The organism is Thiofilum flexile DSM 14609 (assembly GCF_000380185.1).
GTDB classification, from domain to species: domain Bacteria; phylum Pseudomonadota; class Gammaproteobacteria; order Thiotrichales; family Thiotrichaceae; genus Thiofilum; species Thiofilum flexile.
This window is the reverse complement of sequence record NZ_KB904755.1, coordinates 64132-76630: the sequence shown is the minus strand read 5'-3', so window position 1 is coordinate 76630 and position 12499 is coordinate 64132. Positions and strand designations below refer to the sequence as shown.

Below are 12499 nucleotides of genomic sequence, written 5' to 3'. Positions count from 1 at the left end.
GGCGTTGCCCTTGTATGAGCGCTCATTAGCGATTCGTGAACAGGCGTTGGGTAAGGATCATCCTGAGGTAGCGACGAGCCTGAACAATCTGGCGGTGCTCTATGAATCAATGGGTGAGTATGCTAAAGCTTTGACCCTGTATGAGCGCTCATTAGCGATTAATGAAAAGGTGTTGGGTAAGAATCATCCTAATACCAAAATAACTAGGGAGAATTATGAAAGGGCGTTGCAAAAATTAGAGTAATCAAGATATTCCAGTGGCTATCCGTTATTCTTGCGGATAGCCAAATCAGTGCCTAGCTTAATAGGATCAATTTGAAGCTAATTTTGCTGTTAAGAAAGATAGAATATCGGCTGCTGCAACTTTTTCTGCTTCACCGCCTTGACGTGCTTTATATTCTAGCTCACCGGCTTGTAAGCCACGCTCTGAAACCACGATCCGATGCGGAATACCTAAGAGTTCTTGATCGGCAAACATAGCACCGGGGCGCATATTACGATCATCCAGCAGGACTTCAATCCCTTGCGCTTGTAACTGTTTGTATAGCTCTTCTGCTTTAGCGGCGACTTCAGGGGTTTTATGCATATTTAATGGGGCAATGACTACCGTGAAAGGAGCCATGGTAGCAGGCCAAATAATACCCGCCTCATCGTGATTTTGTTCAATGGCTGAGGCTACAATACGCGATACCCCAATACCATAGCAGCCCATAAACATGACTTCGGCTTTGCCTTGCTCATTGAGTACCGTGGCATTCATGGCTTGAGAATATTTCTTGCCTAATTGAAACACATGCCCCACTTCAATCCCGCGAGCAATATCTAAAGTGCCTTGCCCGTCTGGACTAGGATCACCCACCACGACATTACGCAGATCAGCGACTCGTCCTAGCGGTAAATCACGCTCCCAATTAATCCCAAAGTAGTGATAATCATCTTGATTAGCACCTGCGCCAAAGTCAGACATATTAGCCACAGTGCGATCGACGATATAAGGGATAGGGCAATTTACAGGGCCTAAAGAACCTGCACCCGCTCCCATAATGGCACGAATCTCTTCATCGGTGGCAAGTTCTAAGGGGGAGGCCACTTCGGGTTGCTTTTCGGCTTTGACTTCATTCAGGGTATGATCACCGCGAATGAGTAAGGCAACAAACTTAGCCTCGATTTGATCAGAAGCCTTCACGATTAAGGTTTTAATCGTTTTTTCAATGGGGAGCGAGAAATTCGTGACTAAGGCATCAATGGTTTTAGTATTCGGAGTGTGGACTTTGCGCAATTCTTCCGTGGGGCTAGCACGTTCAGTCACCACTGCGACCGCCTCGGCTAATTCAATATTGGCGGCGTAATCGCTATGGTTAGAAAAGACAATATCATCCTCACCGGAGCTAGCTAACACTTGGAATTCATGCGAGGCATTGCCCCCGATGGAGCCAGTATCGGCTTGCACCGCACGGAATTTTAACCCTAAGCGGGTGAAAATCCGGGTATAGGCATCATACATATCCTGATAGGTCGCTTGTAAGGACTCAGGCGTGAGGTGGAAAGAATAGGCATCTTTCATTAAAAACTCACGCGCCCGCATTACGCCAAAACGGGGACGGACTTCATCACGGAATTTGGTTTGAATCTGATAGTAGTTCAGCGGTAGCTGTTTATAGCTAGTGACTTCTTTACGCACATAGTCAGTAATGACCTCTTCATGCGTCGGGCCATAGCAAAAATCACGTTGATGACGGTCTTTAATGCGCAATAATTCAGCGCCATATTGTTGCCAGCGCCCCGATTCTTGCCATAGCTCAGCGGGTTGTACCGAGGGCATGAGGATTTCAATCGCCCCGGCACGATTCATTTCTTCACGGACAATGGCCTCGACTTTGCGTAATACACGTAAGCCATATGGCCCCCACGTATAAAGACCTGAAGCGAGGCGGCGGATCAGACCCGCTCTGACCATTAGCTGCTGGCTAATGACATCCGCATCATTGGGTACTTCACGCAAGGTATTAATAGGCAATTGAGAAACGCGCATTTGAATCTAGTCCATCCGAAATATTGAATGGACGTGATTATACTGCGTTTAGTCTTTTTTCTCATCAGTTGCACTGTCTTTGTCTTTGCCTAATATTTCTGGCGCACAGACGGTACTGAGGGTTTTTTCGGCCTCTTTAATCTTGGCATCACGCTCTTCAGCGGAGAGTAGACGTTCACCTTGCTCATCTTTCCAACGAATCAAGGCATTAGCCAACATTTGCTTTAAAGCCTGCTCTTGTTCTGCACAAAAAGTCTCAACCTTTTTCTTACTATCTTCACCTTGCGCTTTAGCCTCGGCTAAGTCTTTGGGAATTTCAGGTAAGTCTTTTTCGGGTACTACCGGCTCTTTTTTGTCGGCTGCGGGGGGCGGGGTTTTATTTTTGGAGCTATAGAGTTGCAGCTCTTCGCCCATATTTTTAGCTTTGGCATTAGGCGGTGGGGTTTGGGAATAGTGAGTTTTACCTTGCTCATCCGTCCATTTATAAGCTTCAGCGTGTGCGTTTACAGCTAAATGACTCAATAGCAACGCAACTAGGGAAATGATAACAGGTTTCATAGTTAATCTTTTATTAGTTAATAAATACTGTTTATCTTTGGACAAAGTATGCCATGAATGATTCCAAAAAGGAGGTACTAATCATCGGATTGCGAGTAGCCGTTGATTCAGTTCCTCTACAAAGAAACGAAAACGCGCTGCATTAGGGTTGTCTTTCCATAAATACAGTAAGTATTCATTGGTTTGTGCTTGACGAAAGATGACTAGGTTGGTGGTGTAAAGTAGAAATTTTTGTAAGGGGACAAAGGTTCCGACAAAGAATATAAACGCTAAAATATAGAGCAGCCCAATCTTGGTGACATAAGCAGCAATCAAACAGCCCAAAGCCAGCGCCAACACAATAATGGTATTGAGCAGCCAACGCATTGAAAAGGATTGGGCATAGGTAGGATTAGGTTGCAGTGTCGCCAACGGAATACGCGTTTGCGCCTTGTGTAAGAGTGAAGATTCGTGAATGGTGAGTTGCTGGCCTGCGAGGATTAAATGGCGTTTGCCGAAGAGCCAGTGACTTTGTTGTAGTTCAATAGGGGTATCAGATTGCATGGTATTATCATCATTAGTGATTAGTATGGATTAGTTTAAGTATGGACGACGAGGTGAATACTGCGCCAATACAAGCCGATAATCTGCGTAGCTGAGGGGGTAGATGCTTAATATCTGCTCTTACTAATCACTTTGAATCCTCCATAGCCCCTTTGCTATGATGCAAGCAGTTTAATCAGGGGTATGTTTAGATATGGATTCGATTCAGACGCGCATTGCTAGTGAATTAGTCGTCAAAGTTCAACAAGTTCAAGCCACTATAGAATTATTAGATGAAGGCTCGACCGTTCCTTTTATTGCCCGCTATCGCAAGGAGCGTACCGGGGGCTTAGATGATACACAGTTACGTTACCTAGAAACACGCTTACTTAGCCTGCGTGAATTAGAAAAACGCCGTGAAACCGTACTGAATTCGATTCGTGAGCAAGGCAAACTCACGCCTGAGTTAGAAGCACACATTAATCAGGCCGATACTCGTACTGTACTCGAAGATTTATACCTACCCTATAAGCCTAAACGCCGCACTAAAGCACAAATTGCGCATGAGGCCGGCATTACGCCCCTAGCAGAGGCACTGCTAGCAAATCCTAATCTAGATCCCATGAGTGAAGCCGCTAAATACCTCAATCCTGAATTAGAGTTTAATGAGGCTAAAACCGTATTAGAAGGTGCGCGGCAGATCATTATGGAAAAGATGGCAGAGGATGCCACTACGGTCGGTGATTTACGCCAATACCTATGGGAACAGGGGGTACTCAGCTCTAAAGTGATAGAGGGTAAGCAAACGGAGGGGGCGAAGTTTAGCGATTATTTTGCCTATCAAGAGTTATTATACAAAATCCCCTCCCACCGTTATTTAGCCCTATTGCGCGGACGTAATGAGGGCATACTGGATTTAACGCTGGATATTCCTATGCCAGAGGGGCAAACCCATCCGTGTGAAGTGAAATTGGCTAAGGCATTTGGCATTCAAGATAAAAGCCGTCAGGCAGATAAATGGCTACTCGATACCGTGCGCATGACTTGGAAAGTAAAGCTCCACAGCCGTTTAGAGCTAGATCTGAAAAATCAGCAACAAGAAGAAGCCGATAAGGAAGCCATTCGAGTCTTTGGTGCCAATTTAAAAGATTTATTGCTCGCCGCTCCCGCCGGAGCACGCGTCACGATGGGCTTAGATCCCGGTTTACGTACTGGAGTCAAGGTCGCAGTGGTCGATAATACGGGTAAATTACTGGAAACCTCCACAATTTACCCCCACGTACCGCATAATAAATGGCAAGAGTCCTTAGCTCAATTAGCCGCTTTGTGTCAGCGCCATAAAGTGAATTTGATTAGCATTGGCAATGGCACTGCCTCGCGTGAAACGGATCAATTAGCCGCAGAGCTTATTAAAAAACAGCCTGACCTTAAACTGACCAAAATCGTGGTATCCGAGGCGGGCGCTTCGGTCTATTCCGCCTCTGAATTAGCCGCCAAAGAGTTCCCTGAGCTAGATGTTAGTCTGCGGGGTGCAGTATCAATTGCGCGACGTTTACAAGACCCACTAGCGGAGTTAGTCAAAATTGATCCTAAGTCGATTGGTGTGGGGCAATACCAGCATGATGTGAACCAAACAGAACTCATGCAAGCCCTGAATGCCGTGGTCGAGGATTGTGTAAATGCGGTGGGGGTGGATGTGAATATGGCCTCGGCTCCCTTACTCGCGCGTATTTCTGGTTTAAATAATACGCTGGCTGAGAATATTGTGGCATTTCGCCAAGAACATGGTCGTTTCCAAAACCGCGAGCAACTGAAAAAAGTACCACGTTTAGGGGCTAAAACCTTTGAACAAGCGGCGGGCTTTTTGCGTATTCGGGAGAGTAATAATCCACTAGATGCCTCCGCCGTACATCCTGAAGCCTATGCCTTAGTAGAAAAAATGGCGCAGGGGAGTGGCTTGGTAACTCAGCAATTAGTGGGTAATGCCGAATTAGTAGCAAAACTCAAACCTGCTGATTATGTCACCGAACAATTTGGTCTGCCTACCCTAAAAGATATTTTAGCCGAACTAGAAAAGCCCGGTCGTGATCCACGTCCTGCCTTTGTGAGTGCGACTTTCCGTGAGGGAATAGAGCGGATTGAAGATTTACAGGTGGGGATGTTGCTAGAGGGCGTGGTGACTAATGTAGCGAATTTTGGTGCCTTTGTGGATATTGGGGTGCATCAAGATGGCCTAGTCCATATCTCGCAATTAACCGATAAGTTTGTGAAAGACCCGCGCGAAGTAGTACGCACTGGCGATGTAGTCAAAGTGCGAGTGGAAGAGGTCGATGTAGGACGTAAGCGTATTGCTCTAACTATGCGCCTACAAGCGGCTAATCAATCCGCCAAAAGTACTGAATTAAAAAGCAAATCTCAAGAAACCTCATCCTCTAACCGCGCGTCTAAACCTAAGGAGGCTGCTAAACCTGTAGGTAACTCAGCGATGGCGGCTGCTTTTGCGCGTGCTAAAAAATAGTGAGGTAGTCAAATGTTAGTGCGATGGATGCAGGGCATAAAGTATTTACTCATGCTGGTCATAGGTAGCTTATTAATGAGCTGTGCGCCTCAATATGAGACGCGCTATGAGCTAACACCCCCGAAGACAGCCGTTGGTTTGCAATGCCTACAGCCGTGTGAGGCTAAGGCGCAGCAGTGCCGTAGTAGCTGTAGTGCGCGTTATGATAGTTGCAGTGCTAAGGCTGAGCAGCAGGCCAAGCTTGAGATGCCTCAGCGTATGCAAGAATATGAGCTTGCCATGGATGTATGGCGAGCGCGGTATCAACGCTATCTTCAGGATAAAATGTTTTATGATATGCGCCGTGATCAAGCTCGCTCCATGCGTAATATGTGCATGAGTACACCACAAAATCCTAGAGCTTGTCCGCGCTTTGATTATCCACATTGGGGGCGTCCATCAGAACCTGATGATAAGCCTATAGCACCCACACTAGCGTCTGAAACCAAACGGATTCGCAAAGCCACCTGTCAACTCGATTGCCAGTGTGATACTCAATATCGAAGCTGCTATAGTAGTTGTGGTGGTGGTGTCAAACCCCAACAAATCTGTATTAGAAATTGTAATTAAAAAATCAGACTAAACGGAATCCCCTTTATGAATAAACTTGCTCTTGTTGCTGCTGTTCTAGGTGCGTTAGGTGCTGGATGGGCAGGCAGTACTTGGTATGTTGGTCAGCAAACTGAAGCTTTGCTCCAAGCTCAAATTGCCCAAATGAATCAAATGATTAGCCAAACGCCACAGTTAGCAGGAATGAAGCTAGAACTGGCGGATTACCAAAAGTCTTTTAGAGCGGCTCAGGGTAAAGTCAAAGTCAATTTACCCACGAATGTAGGCGAGGATATGCCGCAAGCGGTGAATATTCTGCTGGATATTCATCATGGCCCCCTATTATGGAGCAATGGAGCACCGAATTTAGCCCTGTCTCATATTCAAAGCCGTTTAGATGAGTCGAGTTTTAGTGAAGAAAGCCAGAAAAAAATAAAAAGCCTATTTGATAATAAAGCGCCTGTTATTGTTGATGCGGATTTGAAATTTAATAATAGTGCCGATTATACTGTAGCGGTCAATCCGTTGAGCTATGATGATGCCGAAAAAGGTGCGGCATTTAATTTTGCGGGTTTGAAATTAACAGGTAGTGCTATGCGTAGCATGCAAGGGGAGAAAACTGTATTAGAAGGGCCTTTAAGCGGCAAAATTGGCAAAATTGAACTCAAAGGTGCTGATGATTTTTTAATGCTATTACCAGAGTCTGAGTTAGCGATTGAGGCTAAGGGAATAGTGGGCGGAGAGTTACTAAACAATACCGTTGATTTAACCATGCCCGGTATTTCGATTAAATCTAAAGACTTGCCAGAGCCGATTAGTTTTGGATTAGCTTTAAATAGTACTCAAGCGGTTAAAGATACTGATTCAGAGGGTAAGTTTGGTCTGACTATTACCGACTTAATGACGCCCCTTTTGCCTATTAGTAACGCTAAATATCAGTTTAATTTTAGTGGTTTTAATACCGCAGGTTTAAAAGCAGCGGGTGAAGCATTTAGTGCCTTAGAGCCGGTGCAAAATGAGTTACGCTTATTAGATGAAATGAGTGAGGCTAATCAAACTGGCTCGAATAGTGAAACCGTGACTTCGGTAACGGAATCTCCTGATGCGGAAATGGATGAGCCGGCTAGTACTACAGCCGCTCCAGATGATGAGGTAGCGAGTACTGAGACCACAACGGCTCCCGCCGAGGGGGATACTACTGAGGGCGTAACAGAGGGGCAAGCCGTGTCAGCCGTTCCAGAGGAGCAAGCACCGCCTGATACACCAACCGAGGAGGAGGTTTTAGTAGAGGAAGCGCCAGAGGTTCAGGCTAAACGGGCAGAGCTGAAAAAACAGCAATCCGAACTCATGACTCAAGCCTTTGATGTGGTATTAAGCAAAGTCTTGCAGGCTGATAAAAGCCGAATCCAGCAAGATATTAATGTAGAAAATAAATTGGGAGTGGCGCATTTAGATCTCGATTTAAACTATAAGGGCAATCAAGATAAACAGCCCATTACAGTGGAGCTATTACAAACCCTAGAGCCAAAGCAGTTATTGCAATTAGTCAGCGGCAAAGTTAATTTTAATTTTGATCGGGATCTCTTTCCCATGGCGACTTTATTTCTGGAGCAGCCTTTTATTAACAAAGAGAATAATAAATATACCATGAACTTAGAACTAGCCGGTGATAAGTTGGTATTAAATAATAAAGCTATGAGTGTTGAAGAGTTTATGGCTCTGCTGACCACTGCTTCTAATAATTTAAGTGGTGGAGATGAGGAAGATTCCGATGAGGACACGGATGAGACAACAACATCTGAAACACCTTCATCTGAAACCGCTACAGAGCCAGAGGATAACCAGTCAATGCCCGCAGAGACAGCTCCAGCGGAAACTCCTAAAGCTAATAATTAATTAGCCGATAACTAAGTGATAAGTTTGCCCTCTATTAAAACGATGTAGAGGGTATATTGTCTAAGTTAAGTAGGTATACCAAAGTAATCGGGTATTTCTGGAGCAGTCTTGGCGGCAGGGAAGCCGCCTTGTAGCGTACAGGGAGGTATTCACAGCGGCTGCGGAAGAAATACTCGATGACTTTGGCTCAGTGACTATCCTAACCGATTTCGGTATTGCTAGCGCAGTTTGTGCCTCTTTCTTAGATTTAAGTTTTGTCGACAATCCGTCGGGCATGTTAACCTTGCACCCTATCCCACACGGGTTAATGGAGCCAAAACATGACTGTCATAAAGCAAGCTGACGTGATTGCTAGTGTTGCAGATGCACTGCAATTTATTTCTTATTACCACCCTAAAGATTTCGTAGATGCTATGTATGCTGCTTGGCAGCGCGAAGAGTCGCCTGCGGCTAAGGATGCCATTGCACAAATTTTGGTAAATTCGCGCATGTGTGCCGAGGGTAAACGCCCAATTTGTCAGGATACGGGCATTGTAACGGTATTTGTAAAGGTCGGTATGGAGGTGCAATGGGACGCAACCATGAGCCTAACTGACATGATTAATGAAGGGGTGCGCCAAGCCTATTTAAACCCTGATAATGTATTACGTGCCTCTATCCTATCTGATCCAGCGGGAGCGAGAAAAAATACCAAAGATAATACCCCAGCGGTCATTCACTATGAAATTGTCTCTGGTAATACTGTCGACATTCAAGTCGCAGCTAAAGGGGGAGGGTCAGAAAATAAATCTAAAATGGCGATGCTAAATCCTTCCGATAGTATTGTGGATTGGGTACTCAAAACCGTGCCGACCATGGGAGCAGGGTGGTGCCCACCCGGCATGTTAGGGATTGGTATTGGCGGAACTGCCGAAAAAGCCGCCCTCATGGCTAAAGAAGTACTCATGGATCCGATTGATATTCATGAGCTTAAAGCGCGTGGGGCTAAAAATAGAGCCGAAGAATTACGCCTAGAGCTATTTGAAAAGGTCAATGAGCTAGGGATTGGGGCGCAAGGTTTAGGGGGATTGACTACCGTACTAGATGTCAAAATCATGGATTACCCTACCCATGCTGCCTCTTTGCCGGTGTGTATTATTCCTAACTGTGCCGCGACCCGGCATGCGCATTTTGTCTTAGATGGTTCCGGCCCTGCCTTCCAAACTCCACCGAGTTTAGCGGATTGGCCTGATATGACTTATCAACCTGGTGCTAGTGCGCGGCGGGTTAATCTTGATACGGTCACACCAGAGGAAGTTAAAACATGGAAACCCGGTGAGGTTATTTTACTGTCTGGTAAAATGTTGACCGGACGTGATGCCGCCCATAAGCGCATGGTGGATATGCTCAATAAGGGGCAGCAACTCCCGGTCGATCTTAAAAACCGCTTTATTTATTACGTGGGCCCCGTTGATCCGGTGCGTGATGAGGTGGTAGGGCCTGCAGGGCCGACCACCGCCACTCGTATGGATAAATTCACCCGCCAGATTTTGGCTGAAACCGGCTTGATTGGCATGATTGGTAAGTCAGAGCGTGGACCCATTGCCATCGATGCGATTCGGGATTATGGTGCGGTGTATCTGATGGCGGTCGGTGGCGCGGCTTATTTAGTCTCAAAAGCGATTGTGGGTGCTAAAGTGCTGGCTTTCCCTGAGTTGGGTATGGAGGCTGTTTACGAGTTTGAAGTTAAAGATATGCCGGTGACGGTTGCTGTGGATAGCCAAGGGGTATCGGTTCACAATACAGGCCCTGCTCACTGGAAACATATTATCGAACAGAAAATTGCCGTTGATACTTTAAAAAGCTGATCTTTATCCCCATATCTGATAAAAATTACTATTGTGGAATGCTGCCTGCTGTGTATGATGCAGGCGGTCTTTTTTGAGGGTAGTGCATTGAGTAACACCAGTATTTATCGGATTTCATTCGTCAACCAAGACAAAGTGTATGAAGTGTTCGCCAAACAAGTCTATGAGGCGGATTTATATGGTTTTATTGTGGTTGAAGAGTTGGTGTTTGGAACACAGAGTGAGCTATTGATTGATCCGGCTGAAGAGCGACTCAAAACAGAGTTTGATGCGGTGGCACGGACTTTCATTCCTATGCACGCTATTATTCGTATTGACGAAGTAGAAAAGCCCGGTATTAGTAAAATTCACCCTATTAATGGCACAGCCACTAGTAATGTAAGCCCCTTTACACGCCCTAGTAGTAACAAAAAGCGCGATTAGTGAGCGCTTTTTGTGATAGCCGAGCAGGATAGGCAACTCTATAACGATAATGGTGCTTTAGGATCTAATAATGCTATGGCTGTTGGGGAAATGTATAGTGACCTGCAAACCTTGAGAGGTGGCAGGTTTGCTAAAAGTAACCCTTGCCTGATGTATCTCTGCAATACGTTCTACAATCGATAATCCTAAACCACTGCCACTGGCCTTACTACCTAAGACACGGTAGAAGCGCTGACTGATTTTTGCCATTTCTGCCTCACTAAGACCTTGCCCATTATCGCTAACCATTAGAGTAGGCATGGGTGTATTGTAAATACTAATAGTGATTAAGGTATGTGGCGGGGTATAGCGAATGGCATTGTCTACTAGATTACGTATGAGTACTTGTAGCAGTAAAGGTAATCCCATCACCTCGACATTATCGCTCTCTATTAGCTCTAAACTAATACCGGCCTCATGTGCTTGAGGGGCTAATTCGCTCAATACCTCGGCTGCTAAGGTATGAAGCTTACAAGGTTGTAGTTGTGCATTAGCCGTACTTTCTAGACGTGCTAAGGTGAGTAGCTGAGTAATTAAATGGGTAGCACGTTGGCAGCCTTGTAAGGCATACACTAATGCATGTTGGCGCTCTAGCTCTTGAGTCGCATATTGAGCCACTTGGACTTGGGCGCTAATGCCGGCAATAGGAGTACGTAATTCGTGCGCCGCATCCGCTGTAAAACGGCGCTCATTATCCAGCATAATTTGAATACGTTGAAATAAACTATTGAGGCGCTCAATCAGGGGGCGTACTTCAGCGGGTGCTGATAACTCAATGGGGGTTAAACTATGTGGTTCACGATGAGCAATCAACTGTGCTAACACAACGAGTGGTTTTAAGCCCCAGCTCGCACCCCACCAAATTAATCCCGCGATAATGGGTAAAGCGATTACTAGTGCCAGCACTAAGTTATTCGTCATATCATGAATGACTTCCTCACGCAGAATAATCAGCTCTGCCACTTGGACGAGGTGGGTGCGATCTTCATCCCAAGCACTAAAGACGCGCCAACGTTGCTGATCAACAACCGACTCACTTAAACCCTCTAGTTGATGACTGAGTAGGGTATTGGGCGCATTTTGTGAGTGTAAGGTGAGGCGTTCACCTTTATACCATAGCTGAAAGGCGACCCGTCGCGAGTATTTATGTAATAAAGGCGCATGTTCCGTATCAATATCATCGTCTTCATAGTCGTCGTCATCATATTGATCTAAACCTTGTGCCATGAGTAGGGCGGCGGTTTGCGCTAAATGGGCATCTAGAATCTCATTGACCTCGTGTTTGCTATGGTAATAAATACTTAAAGAGGCGACTAACCACAGCCCAGTGATGGCGCTTAGTAAAATAAGTAGGAGACGTTGCTTAAGGGACATGAGTAGCGCTTAACTAGGGTAAATCATGGGCGTGTCGGTGTTTTATCACGCGGTAAGAGATAGCCCACTCCACGGATGGTTTCAATTAACTGAGGATAGAGTTTGCGGCGTAAGTGATGAATATGTACCTCTACCGCATTACTTTCAATTTCTTGTCCCCACGCATACAGTTTACTTTCAATCTGTTGACGGGACAGTACCCGCCCCGCATTGAGCATTAAGGTGTGTAAGGTAGCAAATTCCCGCCCAGAAATATCAATAGCCTGATCTTGATAATAGACTGTGTGTGCCGCAGGATCTAATGTCACCCCACCAACCACTAAGCTAGGATTGACGTGACCATTTAAGCGCCGCACTAAGGCACGTAAACGTGCCGCCAGTTCACCCATATCAAAAGGCTTAACTAAATAATCATCTGCACCACTATCTAAACCCATAATACGATCTTGTATCGTATCATAGGCAGTGAGAATCAATACGGCGGTATTAGTGTTACGACTGCGCAAGCGTTTGAGTACCTCTAAGCCGGATAACTGTGGCAGACCCAAATCGAGTACTACTGCACTATAGGACTCTAGGTTAAGGGCAGTATCGGCTTGCCGGCCATCTTTCACCCAGTCCACGCTATAACCGGCTTGTGTTAACCCCACCTGCAAGGCATCGCCTAACAGTACATCGTCTTCTACCACTAATACCCGCATT

Annotated in this window: 11 protein-coding genes; 6 read left to right on the top strand and 5 right to left on the bottom strand. The window is 45.8% G+C overall.

The features are described 5' to 3' along the window. Nucleotides 1–244, top strand: a 244-nt coding sequence (locus A3IK_RS0105890; RefSeq protein WP_020559052.1) for a tetratricopeptide repeat protein, incomplete at its 5' end; no start/stop codon positions are given. Between the two features lie 66 nt (nt 245–310). Here A3IK_RS0105890 and A3IK_RS0105885 read toward each other — a convergent pair. From A3IK_RS0105885 to A3IK_RS0105875, 3 genes are all read right to left on the bottom strand, one after another. After that, complete coding sequence (locus A3IK_RS0105885) at nt 311–2032, bottom strand: proline--tRNA ligase (protein ID WP_020559051.1); 1722 nt, start codon at nt 2030–2032, stop codon at nt 311–313. A 48-nt stretch (nt 2033–2080) separates the two neighbouring features. Then, nucleotides 2081–2590, bottom strand: coding sequence for a DUF4124 domain-containing protein (locus tag A3IK_RS0105880; protein ID WP_020559050.1), 510 nt, complete (start codon nt 2588–2590; stop codon nt 2081–2083). 81 nt (nt 2591–2671) lie between these two features. Next, nucleotides 2672–3133, bottom strand: a complete 462-nt coding sequence (locus A3IK_RS0105875; protein WP_020559049.1) for a hypothetical protein — start codon at nt 3131–3133, stop codon at nt 2672–2674. A 193-nt stretch (nt 3134–3326) separates the two neighbouring features. Here A3IK_RS0105875 and A3IK_RS0105870 point away from each other — a divergent pair, with 193 nt between their 5' ends. The 5 genes from A3IK_RS0105870 (at nt 3327) to A3IK_RS0105850 (ending at nt 10384) form a co-directional block, all read left to right on the top strand. Beyond that, nucleotides 3327–5630 (top strand): Tex family protein, encoded by a 2304-nt coding sequence (locus A3IK_RS0105870; protein WP_020559048.1) that lies wholly within the window; start codon nt 3327–3329, stop codon nt 5628–5630. 12 nt (nt 5631–5642) lie between these two features. Beyond that, nucleotides 5643–6239 (top strand): hypothetical protein, encoded by a 597-nt coding sequence (locus A3IK_RS0105865; RefSeq protein ID WP_020559047.1) that lies wholly within the window; start codon nt 5643–5645, stop codon nt 6237–6239. 27 nt (nt 6240–6266) lie between these two features. Beyond that, entirely contained in the window at nt 6267–8114 is a 1848-nt protein-coding gene (locus tag A3IK_RS0105860) for a DUF945 family protein (RefSeq protein WP_020559046.1), read from the top strand. A 320-nt stretch (nt 8115–8434) separates the two neighbouring features. Next, a complete protein-coding gene (locus A3IK_RS0105855; RefSeq protein WP_020559045.1) occupies nt 8435–9961 on the top strand; it encodes a fumarate hydratase in 1527 nt (508 codons plus the stop codon). A 54-nt stretch (nt 9962–10015) separates the two neighbouring features. Beyond that, nucleotides 10016–10384, top strand: coding sequence for a DUF1820 family protein (locus A3IK_RS0105850; protein ID WP_020559044.1), 369 nt, complete (start codon nt 10016–10018; stop codon nt 10382–10384). Between the two features lie 57 nt (nt 10385–10441). On the opposite strand, the gene A3IK_RS0105845 is transcribed toward A3IK_RS0105850, so the two are convergent. Together A3IK_RS0105845 and A3IK_RS0105840 are read right to left on the bottom strand one after the other, a co-directional pair. Next, entirely contained in the window at nt 10442–11797 is a 1356-nt protein-coding gene (locus A3IK_RS0105845; protein ID WP_020559043.1) for an ATP-binding protein, read from the bottom strand. Between the two features lie 23 nt (nt 11798–11820). Beyond that, nucleotides 11821–12498: a response regulator gene (locus tag A3IK_RS0105840; RefSeq protein ID WP_020559042.1), complete on the bottom strand. Its 678-nt coding sequence runs from the start codon at nt 12496–12498 to the stop codon at nt 11821–11823. Nucleotide 12499 lies beyond the last annotated feature (1 nt).